The 19,461-nt window shown below is 65.6% G+C and carries 16 protein-coding genes; 12 read left to right on the top strand and 4 right to left on the bottom strand.

The genetic code is table 11. From position 1 onward, the window contains the following. Positions 1 to 28 precede the first annotated feature (28 nt). Together pcaG and pcaH are read right to left on the bottom strand one after the other, a co-directional pair. Complete coding sequence (pcaG, locus tag CH285_RS06925) at positions 29 to 667, bottom strand: protocatechuate 3,4-dioxygenase subunit alpha (protein WP_032389268.1); 639 nt, start codon at positions 665 to 667, stop codon at positions 29 to 31. Further along, positions 660 to 1,376 carry a protocatechuate 3,4-dioxygenase subunit beta gene (gene pcaH / locus CH285_RS06930; protein WP_027497567.1) on the bottom strand — a complete coding sequence of 239 codons (717 nt, stop codon included), beginning with the start codon at positions 1,374 to 1,376 and terminating at the stop codon, positions 660 to 662. Before pcaH ends, pcaG begins: the two co-directional genes overlap by 8 nt. A gap of 109 nt (positions 1,377 to 1,485) precedes the next feature. Here pcaH and CH285_RS06935 point away from each other — a divergent pair, with 109 nt between their 5' ends. Both CH285_RS06935 and CH285_RS06940 read left to right on the top strand, forming a co-directional pair. Then, positions 1,486 to 2,235 carry a CoA transferase subunit A gene (locus CH285_RS06935; protein ID WP_179271310.1) on the top strand — a complete coding sequence of 250 codons (750 nt, stop codon included), beginning with the start codon at positions 1,486 to 1,488 and terminating at the stop codon, positions 2,233 to 2,235. Beyond that, positions 2,232 to 2,915, top strand: coding sequence for a CoA transferase subunit B (locus CH285_RS06940; protein WP_048318597.1), 684 nt, complete (start codon positions 2,232 to 2,234; stop codon positions 2,913 to 2,915). Before CH285_RS06935 ends, CH285_RS06940 begins: the two co-directional genes overlap by 4 nt. On the opposite strand, the gene fdhD is transcribed toward CH285_RS06940, so the two are convergent. After that, positions 2,898 to 3,737 carry a formate dehydrogenase accessory sulfurtransferase FdhD gene (gene fdhD, locus CH285_RS06945; RefSeq protein ID WP_094644318.1) on the bottom strand — a complete coding sequence of 280 codons (840 nt, stop codon included), beginning with the start codon at positions 3,735 to 3,737 and terminating at the stop codon, positions 2,898 to 2,900. The genes CH285_RS06940 and fdhD overlap by 18 nt on opposite strands. 60 nt (positions 3,738 to 3,797) lie before the next feature. After that, the gene (gene malQ / locus CH285_RS06950) at positions 3,798 to 5,957 is read right to left on the bottom strand and encodes a 4-alpha-glucanotransferase (RefSeq protein WP_255032534.1); all 2,160 of its coding nucleotides are present in this window, start codon (positions 5,955 to 5,957) and stop codon (positions 3,798 to 3,800) included. A gap of 184 nt (positions 5,958 to 6,141) precedes the next feature. On the opposite strand from malQ, the gene CH285_RS06955 reads away from it, so the two are divergent. The 10 genes from CH285_RS06955 to rpmA all read left to right on the top strand — a co-directional run bounded on the left by CH285_RS06955 (position 6,142) and on the right by rpmA (position 19,341). Further along, positions 6,142 to 6,573, top strand: coding sequence for an ATP-binding protein (locus CH285_RS06955; protein ID WP_094644317.1), 432 nt, complete (start codon positions 6,142 to 6,144; stop codon positions 6,571 to 6,573). Further along, the gene (locus CH285_RS06960) at positions 6,573 to 7,358 is read left to right on the top strand and encodes a SigB/SigF/SigG family RNA polymerase sigma factor (protein WP_032368200.1); all 786 of its coding nucleotides are present in this window, start codon (positions 6,573 to 6,575) and stop codon (positions 7,356 to 7,358) included. The genes CH285_RS06955 and CH285_RS06960 overlap by 1 nt, the downstream gene beginning before the upstream one ends. Before the next feature lie 49 nt (positions 7,359 to 7,407). Further along, positions 7,408 to 9,408 carry a S9 family peptidase gene (locus CH285_RS06965; protein WP_032370219.1) on the top strand — a complete coding sequence of 667 codons (2,001 nt, stop codon included), beginning with the start codon at positions 7,408 to 7,410 and terminating at the stop codon, positions 9,406 to 9,408. Between the two features lie 9 nt (positions 9,409 to 9,417). Further along, entirely contained in the window at positions 9,418 to 12,087 is a 2,670-nt protein-coding gene (locus CH285_RS06970; protein ID WP_032384532.1) for a valine--tRNA ligase, read from the top strand. Continuing rightward, positions 12,088 to 13,518 (top strand): bifunctional tetrahydrofolate synthase/dihydrofolate synthase, encoded by a 1,431-nt coding sequence (gene folC / locus CH285_RS06975; RefSeq protein ID WP_052053192.1) that lies wholly within the window; start codon positions 12,088 to 12,090, stop codon positions 13,516 to 13,518. Then, entirely contained in the window at positions 13,515 to 13,904 is a 390-nt protein-coding gene (locus tag CH285_RS06980) for a DUF4233 domain-containing protein (protein ID WP_027497558.1), read from the top strand. Before folC ends, CH285_RS06980 begins: the two co-directional genes overlap by 4 nt. A 68-nt stretch (positions 13,905 to 13,972) precedes the next feature. Beyond that, complete coding sequence (gene ndk / locus CH285_RS06985; RefSeq protein WP_027497557.1) at positions 13,973 to 14,392, top strand: nucleoside-diphosphate kinase; 420 nt, start codon at positions 13,973 to 13,975, stop codon at positions 14,390 to 14,392. Between the two features lie 487 nt (positions 14,393 to 14,879). Continuing rightward, positions 14,880 to 18,473, top strand: a complete 3,594-nt coding sequence (locus CH285_RS06990; protein ID WP_094644316.1) for a translation initiation factor IF-2 N-terminal domain-containing protein — start codon at positions 14,880 to 14,882, stop codon at positions 18,471 to 18,473. A gap of 233 nt (positions 18,474 to 18,706) precedes the next feature. Next, the gene (gene rplU / locus CH285_RS06995; RefSeq protein ID WP_027497555.1) at positions 18,707 to 19,018 is read left to right on the top strand and encodes a 50S ribosomal protein L21; all 312 of its coding nucleotides are present in this window, start codon (positions 18,707 to 18,709) and stop codon (positions 19,016 to 19,018) included. A gap of 59 nt (positions 19,019 to 19,077) precedes the next feature. Continuing rightward, positions 19,078 to 19,341, top strand: coding sequence for a 50S ribosomal protein L27 (rpmA, locus tag CH285_RS07000; protein WP_027497554.1), 264 nt, complete (start codon positions 19,078 to 19,080; stop codon positions 19,339 to 19,341). The last annotated feature ends 120 nt before the right edge of the window (positions 19,342 to 19,461 follow it).

Consider the following 19,461-nt stretch of genomic DNA (forward strand, 5'->3'; position numbering starts at 1 on the left):
GCATCGTCGATCAGTTCGGGAGCGTGCATCACAGCGCGAAGAACGGGGTCTCGTCTCCGTCCGGATCGGTGTTCTGTAACACGATATCGAGGTGGTAGCCGCCGTCCACTGTGGTGGCGACGAGTCGGGCTCGCTTGTCGGCGGGCAAGGCGGACAGCACCGGATCGATTTCGTTGGCCTCGGCCTCGTCCGGGAAGTACATCCGCGTGACGACCCGCTCGAGCATTCCGCGGGCGAAGATTCCGACGTCGATGTGGGGTGCTTCGACGAGGTCGTTCTCGGCGGGCAACGGCCCCGGTTTGATGGTCGTGATCGTCATCGTTCCCCGTGCATCGGCAAATGCTCGACCGAAGCCGCGGAAACCTGCGACACGTGGTGCCACGGCACCCCGTGGATCGTCCGGATGGTCGAAGCGTCCGTCGGAGTCGGCCTGCCAGGTCTCGATCATCGCGTCGGACACCGGTTGACGAGCCCCGTCCACGAGGGTGAACGTCAGGATGATCGCCTCGGCGGTGCCGGGAGGTACCACGTCCTGTCCGTCCGGCCACAGCAGACCGATGTGGACGTACGGCCCGACCGTCTGAGAAGGCGTCTGACCGAACGGTGCGGTGGTGAAATCGGCACCGGTCACCACCGGGTACCGGGGAGCGAACTCGGGGTCAGTCATCGTGGTCGTCCTCCTCGAACGGGGTGGCGTTGCGTCCGCGCAGAACGATGTCGAACCTGAACCCGAGAGCCCAGTTCGGTTGTGTTGCTTCGTAATCGAAGGTGCTGATCATGCGAGCACGCGCGTCTTCGGGGGCTGCGTTGTAGATGGGATCCTGGAAGAACATGGGGTCGTCGGGGAAGTACATCTGCGTCACCAACCGTTGGGTGAATGCGTGACCGAACAGGGAGAAGTGAATGTGGGCAGGCCGCCATGCGTTGTGGTGGTTGCCCCAGGGGTACGCGCCCGGTTTGATCGTGGTGAACCGGTATCGGCCGTCGGCATCGGTGAGTACTCGGCCCACGCCGTCGAAATGTGGGTCGAGAGGTGCAGGCCAGCGATCACCCGAGTGTCGGTAACGCCCGCCCGCGTTGGCCTGCCAGACCTCGACGAGGGTGTTCGGGATCGCTCTGCCGTCGCTGTCGAGCACTCGTCCGTGCACGATGATGCGTTGACCCTGAGCTTCACCACCTCGCGCGAGCGTCAGGTCGGCGTCGGAGTCGGTGACCCGTCCCTCGCCCAGAACCGGACCGGTGATCTCGGTCAGTCGTTGGGGGAGAAGCGTCAACGGCTGCGCCGGATGCCGCAGGGCAGTGGTCCGGTACTCGGCGAAGTCGCGTGGTGCATGGACACCCGTCTGGTCCCGGTACTCGGGCGGGAGATGAAGCATCGACAGCTCCTGACGATCGTGGTGATCAAGCGCACTCGCCACCGTATACAGGTGTTCGCATGGTGGCAACCTGTTCACATAACGCACATTGTCGGGTACCGTCGCTGCCATGTTGGACAAAGTCGTGGCCAGTGCCACAGAAGCGGTAGCGGACATCCCCGACGGGTCGTCGATCGCCGTGGGCGGGTTCGGGTTGGTGGGAGTGCCGGAGATCCTGATCGCCGCGGTGCTCGAGCAGGGAGCGACCGACCTCGAAACCATCAGCAACAACTGCGGGACCGACGGCTTCGGTCTGGGAGTGCTGCTGGCGCAGCACCGCATTCGGCGCACGATCAGCTCGTACGTGGGATCCAACAAGGAATTCGCACGGCAGTACCTCGGCGGCGAACTGGAGGTGGAGCTGACCCCGCAGGGCACCCTCGCCGAGCGGCTGCGAGCCGGTGGTGCCGGTATTCCGGCGTTCTTCACCCCCGCGGGTGTCGGGACGCAGGTGGCCGACGGCGGTTTGCCGCTGCGCTACGACGGCAGCGGCGGCATCGCCGTGGCGAGTCCGCCGAAGGAGACCCGGGAATTCGACGGGGTCACCTATGTGATGGAGCGCGGCATCGTCGCGGACTACGCCTTGGTCCACGCCTGGAAGGGCGACAGGCACGGAAACCTGGTGTTCCATGCCAGCGCACGGAACTTCAATCCACCCGCCGCCGCGTCGGGTCGGATCACCGTGGCGCAGGTCGAGCACCTGGTCGAGCCGGGGGAGATCGGTCCGGACGAGGTGCACACCCCGGGCATCCATGTGCAGCGGGTCGTGCATGTCGGCCCGGTCGAGGTCGGCATCGAGCAGAGGACGGTACGAGCATGAGCGAGAAGATGTCCCGCGAACAGATGGCCGCCCGGGTGGCGCAGGAGCTCGGCGACGGGCAGTACGTCAACCTCGGAATCGGCATGCCGACCCTGGTGCCCAACTACATTCCGACCGACGTCTCGGTGATTCTGCATTCCGAGAACGGCGTGCTCGGCGTCGGCCCCTATCCCACCGAGGACGAACTCGATCCCGAGATCATCAACGCGGGCAAGGAAACCATCACGGTGCTTCCCGGCTCGTCCTACTTCGACTCGTCGCAGTCGTTCGGAATGATCCGCGGCGGCCAGGTCGACGTCGCCGTGCTGGGTGCTATGCAGGTCAGCGCCACCGGCGACCTCGCGAACTGGATGATCCCCGGGCACATGGTCAAGGGGATGGGTGGTGCCATGGATCTGGTGCACGGTGCCCGTCGCGTGATCGTCATGATGGAGCACGTCTCCCGGAAGGGTGAACCGAAGATTCTGCAGTCCTGCACTCTGCCGCTGACCGGAAAGGGCTGCGTGCACAGGATCATCTCGGACATGGCGGTTCTGGACGTCACCGACGACGGACTGCGCCTCGTCGAGACCGCGCCGGGAATCTCGGTGGACGAGGTGAGGAACGCCACCGCAGCCGAGCTACTCGTCGATGTTGCTAGGGAGTGGAGCCTGCGGAACGACTCAGGAGATACCGTCTGACACAAGGACGCGGTCGGCGCGGGAGTAGATGTTCATCGACCGGCCGCGGAGAAAGCCGATCACCGTCAGTCCTGATTCGGTCGCGAGATCGACCGCGAGAGACGACGGTGCGGACACCGCAGCAAGTACGGGGATCCCGGCCATCACCGCTTTCTGCGCCAGCTCGAACGAGGCGCGGCCACTGACCATCAATATCGTGCCGCGCAGCGGAACTCGATCGTGCTCGGTGGCCCAGCCGACGACCTTGTCCACCGCATTGTGGCGTCCGACGTCCTCGCGGAGGACGAGCATGTCGCCGTCCGCAGTGAACAGCGCCGCAGCGTGCAAGCCGCCCGTGGTGTCGAAGACCTTCTGCGCTGCGCGCAGGGTGTCCGGTAGCCCGGCAAGGGTATCGGACGTCACAACGACGTCGTCGTCAGCAGGAGAATGCTTGGTGCGCAACCGAATTGCGTCGAGTGACCCCTTGCCGCAGACCCCGCACGACGAGGTCGTGTAGAAATTGCGTTCCACCCCGGTCTCGGGGGCTGCCACGCCCGGTGCCAGCGTGACGTCCAGGACGTTGTAGGTGTTCGCGCCCTCGTCGTCGACGCCGTCGCAGTACCGTGCCGCAGCGATATCGGCACGCGATGCAATGACGCCCTCGGTCAGCAGAAAACCGTGGGCCAGTTCGACGTCGTGTCCCGGCGTACGCATCGTGACGGCAAGGGCTCTGCCGTCGACGCGCAGTTCCATCGGTTCCTCCACCACCAAGGTGTCGGGACGGTCGACTCGGTGTTCGCCGCGTATTCGGACGACGGGTCTGCGAGCGGTGATCCGGCCCATCAGTGCCGACTCGATACGCGGCGACGTCGAAAGCTCATACCTCGATTGTGGACCCTCGTGTCATCGGTCCGACGACTCGGTTGCCATTGCCCGCACGAGCGACACCAATCGCGGGTGTTCGGCGAGGTCGTCGACCAGCACTGCCGAGCCGTCGGAGTCGGCGAGCGGGACCTTCCAGTTGCCGTACTGGGTCTCGTCCGTACCCGGTTGGTTCTGAATGCGATGTTCACCGACCGCGTCGACGAGAGCGACGCCGATCAGCAGTGACGGGCTGCGCTGGACCAGCCGGTGCAACGCCTCGACGGTCTCGTGGTTGTCGGCATCGGCAGCGAGTAATCCACGGGTGCGGGCCAGGTCCAGGACCGCCTCTCGCGCACGGGAATCCACTTCCTTTTCGGCATCGATGTCGCGCTCGAGCAGGCCGAGTCGAGATCGCAGTTCGATGTGCTCGCCCTCGAGGTATCCGGCTGTCGGAGGCAGGTCGTGCGTCGTCACCGACGTCAGGCACAGAGTCCGGTAGTCCTCGGGCGGGATGGGCCCGGAATCATCGGCCTCGAACCACAGGATGGAGGTGCCGAAGATTCCGCGCTCGGTGAGGTATTCCTGCACCATCGGCTCGAACACCCCGAGGTCCTCGCCGACCACTACCGCGCCCGCGCGCTCGGCTTCGAGGGCGAGGATGCCGATCAGCGCCTCGTGGTCGTATTCGACATACGTTCCGCCGCCGGCGTTCTCGGCCTCCTGCGGAATCCACCACAACCGGAACAGGCCCAGGATGTGGTCGACGCGGATGCCCCCGGCGTGACGCAGAATCGTGCGCAGCATGTCTCGGTACGGGACGTAGGCCATCTCGCGCAGTCGATCCGGATCCCATGGCGGTTGATTCCAGTTCTGGCCCTGCTGGTTGAAGTTGTCCGGCGGCGCTCCCACGGTGACTCCGGACACCAGTACGTCGCCGAGCGTCCACGCATCGGCGCCGCCGCGGGCGACTCCCACCGCGAGGTCGTGCATGACGCCGATATCCATCCCGGCGTCGAGCGCGGCCCGCTGGGCAGCGGCCAGTTGCTCGTCACAGATCCACTGCAGCCACATGTGAAAGTCGATGCGCCCGGCCAGCTTTGCGCGTTGTTCGAGGACGAAATCGGTGCGTGGGTGCGCTGCGCGATCGGTCCATGCGGGATCGTTCGGGCCGAACTTCTCCGCCAGCGCGCTCCACACCGCAAAATCCCGGAGCCCGGTGCCCTCACGTTCGACGAACGCCCGGAACGCGGACTCGCGGGCCGGACTGCGCTCGACCTTGTGGACGCGTTCGAGGGCGCGGAGCTTGGCCTTGAACGTCGCGTCCCGGTTCAGCTTCTTGGTGCGAACGTTCGCCTTGTCGAATCGAGCCGCGGCATCCTGGATCTTGCCGAACTGCTTGGGCGAGAGCAGCGCCGTCTCCCGAATGTTCTCGACACGGATGTACAGCGGATTGAAGAAGCGTCGCGTGGTCGGTAGATACGGAGAGGCCTCCACGGGCGTCGTCGGCCGGTCGGCGTGCAGCGGATTGACCAGCAGATAGTCGAATCCATGCACGCGGCCGGCGATGTCGACCATGTCCTCCAGGTCGGCGAGATCACCGATGCCCCACGAACGCGTCGAGCGCACCGAATACAGCTGTGCCAGCAGACCGGTACGTTGCCTGTCGGCAAGTTCGGCATTGGGCGACAACGACTTCGGTGTGACCACGACGACCGTGTCCGAGGTTCGGACGGTGTTGTCCTCACCGATCGTCGTCGCTGTGAGGCTGTGCCATCCCAGCGGGGCATCGCCGGGCACCACGAACGTGGCACGTCCGATCAGCCGTCCGTCCACCTCGCGCGGATCGACCCAGACGTCGGCCTGCGGTACCTCGATGGCGTCGCCGTCCTCGGACACCATCGACACTTCCACCGGATTGCCGTGTGGCACATGCACCCACACCGTCGCCTCGGTGCCCTGGGTCGTGACGACCACAGGAGGAAGCAGGCGACGCCACGGTGCGTTCTCGATGTCCTCCAGTGCCCGATCGACATCCTCGGTGGTCTCGGTTGCGTAACCGCGTGCGGCCAATACCTGCCGCAGGGTCGCGTCGCTCACGTCGTGCTCGGTGTCGTCCCAGCCTCGGTACGACGTCGACGTACCGAGCCGCTGGGCGAGAGTCCGTAGGGCCTGCGAGTAATCCTCATCCGAATGTGCCACGGTGTCGATCGTGCCAGTTCGACGGGCGCACGTCACCCGCACCGGTCGGCCGTTCACCGCAGGTTCGTTCCGCGGTGTGTTCGGGGGGCGACACTCGTGTACTGCGAGGGTTGAAAGCTTCCCCGCTGGGTAGTCTTGCTCGGCACACGAGAAACGAACTGCTTGGCGACGATGGGAAGTGCGGATGGCTGGGGTCAGCAAGATCGAAGAACTGGAGCGAGGTTCCGGTGCACCGGTCGAGCTGAGGGTGCGCGCCGAAGCCGACCAATTGCCGGTTGTGCGGGCCGTCGCGGAGACTCTCGTGGTGCTCAGTGACTTCACTCTCGACGACATCGCCGACGTGAAACTCGTCGTAGACGAGGTGTGCTCCCAGCTCATCAAAGGTTCGGTCGCCGACGCGGAACTCTCGTGCAGGTTCTCCGTCAACGATGCCGGGATCCGAATCGTCGTGACGTCCACGCTGACTCCGACGTCGGTCCCGAAGCAGGACAGCTTCGGTTGGCACGTATTGCAAACTCTCGCAGACTCCATCGAACTCCGCGCCGACGACGCGATCGACGACGTTGCCGGCCGCACCGTCGCGATCGACGTGGTCAAGCGGAGGAGCAAGGTCTAGTGCCGGTGCCGCAGGAACGAAGCACACGGCGAGAGTCCGACGATTACAGCGACGTGGTCGCGCTGATCCAGCAGATGCAGGCGCTGGACGAGAATTCACCGCAGCGTTCCGTGCTGCGTGACCGCATCATCACGCGCTGCCTTCCCCTTGCCGAACACATCGCGCGCCGATTCGGTGGGCGCGGTGAAGCGCACGAGGACCTCTTGCAGGTGTCCAGGCTGGGTCTGGTCAATGCAGTCGACCGGTTCGACATCGAGCGTGGGTCGGATTTCGTCTCGTTCGCCGTCCCCACCATCATGGGCGAAGCACGTCGCTACTTCCGCGACGCCGGCTGGTCGGTACGGGTACCGCGACGCATGAAAGAGCTGAACTCGATGATCTCGCAGGCGGTGGGATCGTTGTCGCAGAAGCTCGGTCGCGCCCCGACCGCGAGCGAAATCGCCGCCGAACTCGGGATCGACGTCAAGGAAGCATCGCAGGCACTGCTTGCCCGCAGCGCGTATCAGACCGTGTCGGTCGATTCGGTGGTGAGCGAGGATCGCCTCCCGCTGATGGACACGCTCGGTGCCGACGACCCGGAACTCGAGAAGATGGAAAGCTACCTCGCTGTGCGGCCCGCACTGGAGAAGCTGCCCGAGCGCGAGCGTCGCATCGTGGTGCTCCGGTTCTTCGGGTCCATGACTCAGACGCAGATCGCCGAAAAGGTCGGAATTTCGCAGATGCACGTGTCGCGCATTCTGGCGCGCACGCTCGCTCAGTTGCGTGAGGATCTCGGCGAGGACTGAACCGGACACAGCCGACGCGGAACGATCTGTTGCCACTACTGTCGTTCGCATGAGTGTCTACGACAACATCGACGAGTACATCGCGGCCCGACGTGTCACGGGGTTGGCGGTGGATCGCAGTGGTTCTCGTGCGGTCGTTGTCGTTGCTGCTCTGAGTGATTCGCGCACCGAGTACCGAACGTCGCTGTGGGAGATCGACGTGGACGGACGGTCTCCGGCGCGGCGAATCACCCACGGCGAGCTGGGCGAGAGCGCGCCGGTGTTCACCGCGTCCGGGAATCTGATGTTCTCGCGCCGCTCCAGCGAGGATGATCCGGCACAGTTGTGGATACTGCCCGCCGCCGGCGGGGAGGCCCACGTGGTCGAGACCCGGTCGGCGGGAATCGGTGACGTGCGAGCGGCTCGGTCCGTCGATCGGTTCGCCGGCTTCTCGCCGGTGTTCGGCTCGTCCACGACAGACGAGGACGACGACGGCCTGCGTACCGAGCGCAAGACGAACAAGGTGGATGCAATTCTGCACACCGGTGTGCCGGTGCGTTTCTGGGATCACGATCTCGGTCCCGCAACCCCGCATCTGTTCGCAGGCGAGACGGAAACCGACCTCGAGTCGGCACCACTGCGTGATCTGACGCGTGACGCGGCAGGCGCTCTGCAGGAAGCGGCCTTCGACATCAGCGCCGACGGCACTTTCGTCGTCTCCACGTGGTCGGTGCCCGGCCCGCTGGCAACCGTCCGCACGATACTGGTGCGCATCGACACCGGGACCGGAGAACGGACCACGATCGTCGACGACGCGGATGCCGATCTGGGTGCACCGGCCATCTCGCCCGACGGCCGTGCCGTCGCGTTCGTCCGTGAATCGATCTCGACTCCCGAACAAGCGCCACGAATGACGTTGCAGCAGTACGAGTTCGGTACGGACTCCGTCACCGATCTCGCTCCGGGCTGGGATCGATGGCCGATCGGTCCGGTCTGGCTGCCGGACGGGTCCGGCGTGTTGGTCACCGCGGACGACGACGGCCGGTCGCCGATCTTCGTGATCGAGGCGGGTGCGGAGCCGCGTCGTCTGACGCATACCGACGACGCGTACACCCACATCCATGTGTCGTCGGACGGAAAGCGCGTAGTCGCTGTGGCCGCCTCGTATCTGGCCGCCCCGCACCCGGTCTCGATCGACCTGTCCGACGGCACCGTGGTCGACCTCGACGCCGGAATCGACAACGGCCCGCTGCCCGGCACGTTGACCGAGATCGAGACCGCCGTCGAGGACGGCAGTCGAGTCCGAGGATGGCTGGCGTTGCCGCACGGTGTGTCGGACGATTCGCCCGCGCCGCTGCTGCTGTGGGTGCACGGCGGCCCACTGGGTTCGTGGAACACGTGGTCCTGGCGGTGGAATCCATGGCTGATGGTGGCGCGAGGGTACGCGGTGCTGCTCCCGGATCCGGCGTTGTCCACGGGCTACGGCCAGAATTTCGTGCAGCGTGGTTGGGGCGCGTGGGGCAGTGCCCCGTTCACCGATCTGATGGCGTTGACCGATGTGGCGGTTGCCCGAACCGATATCGACGACACGCGCACCGCCGCAATGGGTGGCTCGTTCGGCGGGTACATGGCCAACTGGATCGCCGGGCACACCGACCGATTCGACGCCATCGTCACCCACGCCAGTCTGTGGGCACTCGATCAGTTCGGACCGACGACCGACGCACCGTGGTACTGGGCGCGGGAGATGTCCCCCGAGATGGCGGTGGAGAACTCTCCGCACCTGTTCGTCGCGGACATCTCGACGCCGATGCTGGTCATCCACGGTGACAAGGACTATCGCGTGCCGATCGGCGAGGGCCTACGGTTGTGGTACGAACTGCTCAGCGAATCGGGACTGCCCGCCGACGACGACGGTCAGACCGAGCACCGATTCCTTTACTTCCCCGGCGAGAACCACTGGATTCTGACGCCTCAACACGCCAAGGTCTGGTACGAGGTGGTACTGGCATTTCTGGCGGGGCATGTCCTGGGCGAGAGCGCGTCGATGCCGCGAATACTGGGCCACTAGAATCGACCGGTGACCAGTTCAGCGCCAGAGACCCCAGACAACCCAGCCGACCGTTTGCCCAAGAGCTGGGACCCCAGCGAGGTAGAGGCCGAGCTGTACCGGGGTTGGGTGGATGCCGGTTATTTCGAGGCCGATGCCACCAGCGACAAGCCGCCGTACTCCATCGTGCTGCCGCCGCCCAACGTCACGGGCAGCCTGCACATGGGCCACGCCCTCGACCACACGTTGATGGACGCGCTGAGTCGGCGCAAGCGCATGCTCGGGTACGAGGTGCTGTGGCTCCCGGGAATGGACCACGCGGGCATCGCCACGCAGTCGGTGGTGGAGAAGCAGCTCGCCGCCGACGGAAAGACCAAGGAAGAGTTCGGTCGCGAACTGTTCATCGACAAGGTGTGGGACTGGAAGCGCGAGTCGGGCGGCACGATCGGCGGCCAGATGCGTCGTATCGGCGACGGTGTCGACTGGAGCCGTGAGCGATTCACCATGGACGACGGCCTGTCCGAGGCCGTGCAGACCATGTTCAAGCGCATGTTCGACGACGGTCTGATCTACCGCGCCGAGCGGCTGGTCAACTGGTCGCCGGTGTTGCAGACGGCAATCTCCGACATCGAGGTGAAGTTCGAGGACGTCGAGGGTGAACTCGTCTCGCTTCGATACGGGTCGCTGGACGACTCCGAACCGCACGTCATCGTGGCCACCACTCGAGTGGAGACGATGCTCGGCGACACTGCTGTGGCGGTGCACCCCGACGACGAGCGCTACCGGGCTCTGGTGGGCACCACCCTCGAGCATCCGTTCACCGGACGACGAATACCGATCATCGCCGACGACTACGTCGATCCCGAATTCGGCACCGGCGCAGTGAAAATCACTCCGGCGCACGACCCCAACGACTTCGAGATGGGCGTTCGGCACTCACTGCCGATGCCGTCGATCATGGACAAGGCCGGCCGCATCGCCGATACCGGAACGCAGTTCGACGGGATGGACCGATTCGAGGCGCGTGTCAAGGTCCGTGAGGCCCTGGCCGAGCAAGGCCGAGTGGTCGCCGAGAAGCGCCCGTACCTGCACAGCGTCGGACACTCCGAGCGCAGCGGTGAGCCGATCGAGCCGCGTCTGTCGCTGCAGTGGTGGGTCAAGGTCGACACCCTGGCCAAGGCGGCTGGTGACGCAGTTCGTAACGGCGACACCGTCATTCATCCCAAGAGTCAAGAGCCGCGCTGGTTCGCCTGGGTCGACAACATGCACGATTGGTGCATCTCGCGTCAGCTGTGGTGGGGCCACCGAATTCCGATCTGGTACGGCCCCGACGGCGAGACGGTGTGCCTGGGACCGGGGGAGACCCCACCCGAGGGGTGGGAGCAGGACCCCGACGTCCTCGACACCTGGTTCTCTTCCGGCCTGTGGCCCTTCTCGACGATGGGCTGGCCGGAGGCCACTCCCGAACTGGAGAAGTTCTATCCGACCGGCGTACTCGTCACCGGCTACGACATTCTGTTCTTCTGGGTCGCCCGGATGATGATGTTCGGCACCTACGTCGGAGCCGACGACGCCATCACCGCAGGAAAGCAGGGCCCACAGGTTCCGTTCCGAGATGTCTTCCTGCACGGACTGATTCGCGATCAGTTCGGTAAGAAGATGTCCAAGTCTCGGGGCAACGGTATCGATCCGCTCGACTGGGTCGACCGCTTCGGTGCGGATGCACTGCGGTTCACGCTGGCCCGCGGTGCCAACCCGGGTGCCGACATGTCCGTCGGCGAGGACCATGCGCAATCCTCGCGCAACTTCGCCAACAAACTGTTCAACGCCACCAAGTTCGCCCTGATGAACGGCGCAGCGCCGGCCGAGCTGCCGTCGCGCGCCGCACTCACCGACGCCGACCGTTGGATCCTCGACCGACTCGATCAGGTTCGAGCAGAGGTGGATTCGGCGTTCGATCGCTACGAGTTCAGCAAGGCGTGCGAGGCGCTCTACCACTTCACGTGGGACGAGGTCTGCGACTGGTACCTCGAAATTGCGAAGGTGCAGTTCGCCGACGAGAGCATCGCCGAATCCACCCGTGGAGTCCTGGGCAACGTTCTCGACGCGGTGCTGCGCCTGCTGCACCCGGTCGTCCCGTTCGTGACCGAGACCCTGTGGAAGGTGCTGACCGGGGGAGAGTCCCTGGTGGTCGCCACGTGGCCGACCCCTGCCGCCGATCCGGTCGATCCTGTTGCTGCGCAACGTATCGAGGACATGCAGCGCCTCATCACTGAAATTCGTCGGTTCCGCAGCGATCAGGGGCTCAAGCCCTCGCAGAAGGTCGCCGCTCGCATCGTGGGAGTGGGCGACGCCGACCTGGAGGGCCAGATCTCGGCAGTGACCTCGCTGGCCCGGTTGACCGAGCCGGGTGCGGACTTCGCGGCGACGGCATCGGTGGAGGTGCGTACGAGCAAGGCCACCGTCGTCGTCGAGCTCGACACCTCGGGCACGGTCGATCTGGTCGCCGAACGCGCGCGACTGGTGAAGGATCTCGCCGCTGCGGAGAAGGAGTTGGCCCAGACGACCGGCAAACTGGGCAACGAGGCATTTCTGGCCAAAGCCCCGGATGCGGTGGTGGACAAGATCAGAACTCGTCAGACGATCGCTCGCGAAGAGATCGCGCGCATCGGCGCGCGCCTCGAATCGATGGGAAGCTAAGTGACCGAGCCGGACGACGCCCTGCCGTCACCACCACCGACCCCGGTCGACCTGGCCGAGCTCGCACTCGTCGAGGCCGAGCTCGACAAGCGTTGGCCCGAAACGAAGATCGAGCCGTCTACCGCCCGAATCTCGGCGCTGATGGACCTGCTCGGTTCTCCGCAGAAGGCGTATCCGTCGATCCACGTGGCCGGAACCAACGGCAAGACGTCCGTCACCCGCATGATCGATGCGTTGCTGACCGCTTTCCATCGGCGTACCGGCCGCACCACCAGCCCGCATCTGCAGATGGCCACCGAGCGGATCAGTATCGACGGCCGTCCGGTGTCCCCGCGCACCTACGTGGACACCTACAACGAGATCGCACCGTTCGTCGAGATGATCGATGCACAGTCCGAGGCCGCCGGTGGACCGCGGATGAGCAAGTTCGAGGTCGTCACCGCCATGGCGTTCGCGGCCTTCGCCGAGGCACCGGTCGAGGTCGCCGTCATCGAAACCGGGCTGGGCGGCCGCTGGGACGCGACCAACGTGGTCGACGGTGAGATCGCCGTCATCACCCCGATCGGTCTCGACCACGTCGAATTCCTCGGGGACGATCTGTCCACGATCGCGGGGGAGAAGGCCGGCATCATCAAGAAGGCACCGGAACTACTCGTGCCACGGGACACGGTGGCCATCCTCGCCAAGCAGGAGCCCGAGGTGTCCGAGGTCCTGCTTCGTGCGGCGGTGCAGGCAGACGCTGCCGTGGCACGGGCCGGATCGGAGTTCACCGTTCTCGGTCGGCAGATAGCCGTGGGCGGACAACAGCTGGAGTTGCAGGGGCTGGGCGGTGTCTACACCGACATCTTCCTGCCGTTGCACGGAGAGCACCAGGCGCACAACGCCTCTCTCGCTCTCGCAGCAGTCGAGGCATTCTTCGGGGCGGGCCCGGACCGTCAACTCGACCAGGACACCGTGCGCGAAGCCTTTGCGACCGTGGTCAATCCCGGTCGTCTCGAGCGAGTACGCAACGCGCCCACGGTGTTTCTCGATGCCGCGCACAACCCGCACGGGGCCGCTGCACTGGCGGCCGCCCTGACCGACGAATTCGACTTCCGCAAACTCGTCGGAGTCGTCAGTGTCATGGCGGACAAGGACGTCGGCGCGATCCTCGAAGCATTGGAACCGGTGTTCGACGACATCGTCGTCACCCACAACGGGTCCGGTCGAGCGATGGATGTCGACGCGTTGGCCGACATAGCCGTGGCCAAGTTCGGCGACGAGCGGGTCGTGGTGGCGTCGACGCTGCCCGATGCGCTCGAAACGGCGATCGGGTTGGCCGAAGAAGTGGCCGAGCCCGGCGAAGCCGTGTCCGGTGCCGGGGTCGTCGTCACCGGCTCGGTGGTGACCGTGGGCGCAGCGCGCACGTTGTTCGGAAAGGATCCCGCGTGAGCGAAGCAGAGTTTCGACCACCGACAACCGACCCGTGGAAGGGATTTCGCGGTGTGTCGGCGGGCACACTGGTACTGGAAGCGATCGTGACTCTGCTCGCTCTTCCGGTCGTGGCGACTCTCGGCGGCGGCGCAACGTGGTTCTCGACCACCTATATCGTGGCGCTCGCCGTGGTGATGATTCTGGCCGCGGGGAAACAGGGCGAACCCTGGGCGATGAAGCTCAACCTCGCGTTGCAGTTCTTCGTGATGGCCGGGGCCGTGTTCCATCTGTCCATCGGCGCCGTGGGTCTGATCTTCCTTGCCGTGTGGCTGTATCTGCTCTATCTGCGCCGGGACATCACCGAACGCATTCGACGCGGCATGCTGCCCGGGCAACGCGACTGACACCGGACCGGTCGGTTGGGGGCCATGCGCCGCGCGACCGGGTGCCGGTGTCCATTACTGTCGTCGACGTGACCGATCGCACCCTAGTACTGATCAAGCCAGACGGAGTTGCCCGGCGTTACGTAGGAGAGATCCTCGGCCGCGTGGAGAAGAAGGGTCTGAGCATCGTCGCCCTCGAGCTCAAGACCGTCTCTCGCGACGTGGCCTCGGCTCACTACGCGGAGCACGAGAGCAAGCCGTTCTTCCCCGACCTTCTCGAGTTCATCACCTCCGGGCCCGTGGTGGCCGCGGTTCTCGAAGGCCCCCGTGCCATCGAAGCCTTCCGTCAGATCGCAGGCGGCACGGATCCGGTTGCCAAAGCAGTTCCCGGCACCATCCGAGGTGACCTGGCCCTCGACGGTCAACAGAACCTGGTACACGGATCCGATTCGGTGGAATCCGCAGAGCGCGAGATCGCCCTGTGGTTCCCCGACCTGACCGCCTCCTAGAAGCCCGTCGCAGAGCACTTCCGCAGTCACGCCGCACCCGCTCGAAGTCCGATCGGTGCGGCGTGGCTCGTACGGATCATCGCGTGTGGGATACTCGACGGAGATCGACCCCACAGCACTTGTACGTTCACACGCTCCACCTCTGTTCAGCTCCACCGAAGTTCGCTAGAGAAAAAGTGCTCGTGGGATCGATCGGATGACTGTCGTCGACCCGCTGCCCGTCATCGCAGAGTCGCGAACGAGAGACAGGCTCGTTCGCGTTCATGCTTGATGATCAGGCGCTCGGATCGCCGAGACACCACCATCCAGCCAGGCACTGCACACGCCGTCGTCGGCCACCGAGATTCACGAGGTGGCTCAAACGATTTGTGGAGAGCGAGACCGAACAGCTGACGTCCAACCCGACGTGAGTACACAAGGATTGCCCTCGCGTGGCCGCGTCACACCCGATTTCGGATGAACGCGCCCGGGGGCCCGAGGAGACTACGTGGCCGATCAAAGCCCGCCCGAAGATGTACAGAGCACGAACGCAGGAAATCCGGAGGACACCGACGCGGTGTCGTCCGCGAAATCCGACGCGGTTTCCGTGCAACCCGACACCATCGAATTGCCGACCAGGCTGCGTGTGCATGCACTGGCGAAAATTCTGGGCGTGACCAGCAAGCAGTTGCTCGTCACTCTCGGTGAGCTCGGCATCGAAGCCCGCAGCGCGCAGTCGAGTCTGAGCCGAGACGTTGCCGAGTCGGTGCGCGATTCGGTGAACGGGCCGACCGCACCCGCCCCCGATGCCTCCGCAGCGGAGTCGCCGGCACCGGATGCGTCGACAGACCAGCAGCCCGAGCCCGCATCGGTAGAGGTCCCGGCCGAGACGGCACCCTCGGTAGAGGTCCCCGCTGCCGAGGCAACGCTGTTCACCAGCGCGCCCACGGCCGAGCCCGAGGCCGCCCAACCCACGGCCACGACCTTCGCGACGCCGGTGTTCCTGCAGCCGGCAGCGGCAGAGCCCGCAGCAGAATCGGCGGATGCTCCGTCCGAGGCCCCCGCACGGCGTCGACGTAGCCGCAAGGCCGCACCCAAGGACGAGGCACCGTCCGACAACAACGCTGCGTCCGACAAGGCCACGGACGAGCCCGCCACCGGCGAGTCGACCGTCGCGGAGAACGTCTCGACGGTCACCTCCGACACCGCCGCGCAGGACACCGCTGTGTCCGGTGCTGCCGAGTCGGGTGCATCGGATGCGTCGTCCGACGAGTCCGGGGCTTCCTCGGCAGCGGACGGCTCGGGAGACGACGACGACCAGTCTCAGCCCCGTCGCCGTCGCCGCGGTCGCCGCGGTCGTGGGCGTGGACGCGGAGAGCAGTCGTCCGACGACAACTCGTCCGACGACAACTCGACCGACGAGGATTCGGACGACACCGACTCCGAGACGGACAGCAGCACGTCCGCCTCTTCGGCAGACGGCGAGTCCACCGGAGCGGACGAGTCCGACGATTCCGATGCCGACGAGACCTCCGGCGACGACCAGCCCTCGAGTTCGGGACGGCGTTCGCGTCGCTCGCGGTCACGCGGCCGCGGGTCCGATCGGCAGAACGCCACGACCGACGCCACCACCGACGGGTCGGACAAGCAGGGCGAGGACAGTGACGACGAGTCCGAGTCCGGCGCTCAGGACAACTTCGGCGACTCCGACAACGGTGATTCCGACAACGGTGATTCGGACGGAGACGGCTCGAGCCGTCGTCGTCGGCGCCGCCGCCGTCGTAAGACCGGAGCCGAGGCCGCGGCGGAAGCAGCTGCCTCGTCCGAGGACGACCCGCCCAACACCGTCGTGCACGAACGCGAGCCGCGCAACAAGAGCCGCGCACCGCGCGACGAGGTGCAGGGCATCTCCGGTTCGACTCGGCTCGAGGCCAAGCGGCAGCGTCGCCGTGACGGCCGCGATGCCGGGCGACGTCGGCCGCCGATTCTGACCGAATCGGAATTCCTGGCGCGCCGCGAGTCGGTGGACCGCGTGATGGTCGTTCGCGAGAAGGCCACCCCGGACCATCCGTTGACCACGCAGGTTGCCGTGCTCGAAGACGGCGTTCTGGTGGAGCACTTCGTGACCAGTAGCGCCACCGCGTCGATGGTCGGCAACGTCTATCTCGGCCGCGTGCAGAACGTGCTGCCCAGTATGGAAGCAGCGTTCATCGACATCGGCCGTGGTCGTAACGGTGTGCTGTACGCAGGCGAGGTCAATTGGGACGCTGCCGGTCTCGGCGGAAGTGCGCGCAAGATCGAGCAGGCCCTCAAGCCGGGCGATCAGGTTCTGGTGCAGGTCAGCAAGGACCCGGTGGGCCACAAGGGCGCTCGCTTGACGACTCAGCTGTCGTTGGCCGGACGCTTCCTCGTCTACGTTCCCGGTGGCAGTTCCACCGGCATCAGCCGCAAGCTGCCCGACACCGAGCGCAAGCGACTCAAGGAGATTCTGCGCGACATCGTTCCCCCCGAGGCCGGCGTCATCATCAGGACCGCGGCCGAGGGGGTCAGCGAGGAAGAACTAGCGCGTGACGTGACGCGGCTGCAGGCCCAGTGGGCCAGCATCGAAGAGCGGTCCGCGAACGCCGAAACAGGCAAGGGCGTGCAGCCGCAGACGTTGTACGAAGAGCCCGACATGCTGGTGAAGGTCATTCGCGACCTCTTCAACGAGGACTTCTCGAAGCTCGTCATCGAGGGTGACAAGGCGTGGACGACCACGTCGAACTACGTGGAGACCGTGGCTCCGGACATGATGGAGCGCTTGCAGCGCTACGAGGCCAACGGCAGCTCCGTGGACGTGTTCGCAGCTCACCGCATCGACGAACAGCTGGCCAAGGCCCTCGATCGCAAGGTGTGGTTGCCCTCGGGCGGCACGCTGGTGATCGATCGCACCGAGGCGATGACGGTCGTCGACGTCAACACCGGAAAGTTCACCGGCTCCGGCGGCAACCTGGAAGAGACCGTCACCCGCAACAACATCGAGGCGGCCGAGGAAGTCGTTCGGCAGATGCGTCTACGCGACATCGGCGGCATGATCGTCGTCGACTTCATCGACATGGTGCTGGAATCTAACCGTGATCTGGTGCTCCGCCGCCTGACCGAGGCGTTGGGCCGTGATCGGACCCGTCATCAGGTGTCGGAGGTGACCTCGCTCGGTCTGGTGCAGATGACGCGCAAGAAGCTCGGCACGGGGTTGGTCGAGGCCTTCTCCACCACGTGCGAGCACTGCCAGGGTCGCGGAATCATCGTGCATCCGTTCCCGATCGACGCCAAGCCGGACTCCGACGGTGGACGCCCGAGCTCGTCACGTTCGGACTCGAACGGTTCGGGCAACGGCAGCAGGCGTCGACGCGGCAAGGACGCCAAGTCCGATGGAAACGATCGGTCCGACAACACCGAGCGGTCGGCGCCGAACGGACAGTCGGGCACGACGGACGGGACCGACCACCCGGTGGTCGACCCGTCGATCAAGCGGGCACACCCCGTGGCCCTGGCGATGGCAGCGCATCACGACGACGTGGTGGCCGATGTCAGCCCCGCGGAGGTCTCGCAGGCATCGTCCGGCTCCGCCGGTGACAAGGACGAGTCGGTCACCGTGGTCTCGGCGGAGGACGTGGCTGTCGCGGCAGCGGCGAACGAGGACGCGGACGTCGCGCAGGCAACCGTGGACAGCGCGCAGGCTCACGAGCCGGTGCCGGCTGCAGAATCCGTCGGCGACGGCGGTTCCGCGGATACCGGGGCGACGCAGTCGTCCGACGACACCCCCGCCCAGCCGGAGCCGGTGGTGGCCACTCCACGACGGGGTCGACGGGTGGCTCGGAAGGCCGCCGCGCCGACCAGTGCTGCGCCGGATGCCGGTGTGCTGATGGTGGTTTCGGCCACGGCAGACGCCGACGATGGTGCCGACGCAGGTTCGGCCGGCGGTGACACGGTGGCCGATTCAGCGCCGCTGACAGCGGCGGCGGAGCAGCCTGTCGAGCAGGTGGACGTGCCGACCGCGCGTCCGCGCAGGAGACGGGCAGCGGCACGTCCGGCAGGCCCGCCGGTGGACATCGATGTGTAGGGGTCGAGGCGGTTTGACCCTGGCCGTCTCTCTGCCGTAACCTTGATAAGTCGCTCCCGGTGACACTGTCTTGTTGTGCCTAGCGGTCCTGCAAGTGGAAACAGTTCTCGAGTGGTTCGGATGCAGTTCGGTCCGGATCGGCCGAATGGGAGCAAGCAAACACGTTTTATCAGACCAGTCGCGGTGCCATGCGCAACGCGAGCAAGTTCGAAGAAGCAAGGGGTAGCCCTCCGATGGCAACGTACGCGATCGTCAAGACCGGCGGAAAGCAGTACAAGGTCGCTGTTGGTGACCTCGTCAAGGTCGAGAAGATCGAGGGAGCGCCCGGCACTGCTGTCTCGCTTGCTCCGGTCCTCGTCGTAGACGGATCCGACCTGACCACAGATGCAGACAAGCTGGCAAAGATCTCGGTCGCCAGTGAGATCGTCGAGCACACCAAGGGCCCGAAGATCCGCATCCACAAGTTCAAGAACAAGACCGGATACCACAAGCGTCAGGGACACAGGCAGAAGCTGACTGTCCTCAAGGTCACCGGCATCAAGTAACCAGGTCTTACCGGACCCGAGTTCTTTTCAGCTGATTCACCCCGAGGAGGGTATGCAACATGGCACATAAGAAGGGTGCATCAAGCTCCCGTAACGGTCGCGACTCGAACGCACAGCGCCTCGGCGTCAAGCGTTTCGGCGGCCAGACCGTCGGCGCAGGCGAGATCCTGGTCCGCCAGCGCGGCACGCACTTCCACCCCGGCGTCAACGTCGGCCGTGGCGGCGACGACACCTTGTTCGCACTCGCTCCCGGCGCAGTCGAATTCGGTGCCAAGCGCGGACGCAAGACCGTGAACATCGTTCCGGTCACTGTAGAGGCCTAGTCCTTCTGCAGCTCGCGCTCACGATGACCGGCACGGCAGGCAACTGCCCGGGTCGGACGTCCACCGCGCACGTTCACAGCTCCCGATAGGGGCGGACCAGGGTCACGAGACCGGTCCGCC

It is taken from the genome of Rhodococcus sp. 05-2256-B1 (assembly GCF_002258465.1).
In the GTDB taxonomy this organism is placed as follows: Bacteria; Actinomycetota; Actinomycetes; order Mycobacteriales; family Mycobacteriaceae; genus Rhodococcoides; species Rhodococcoides fascians.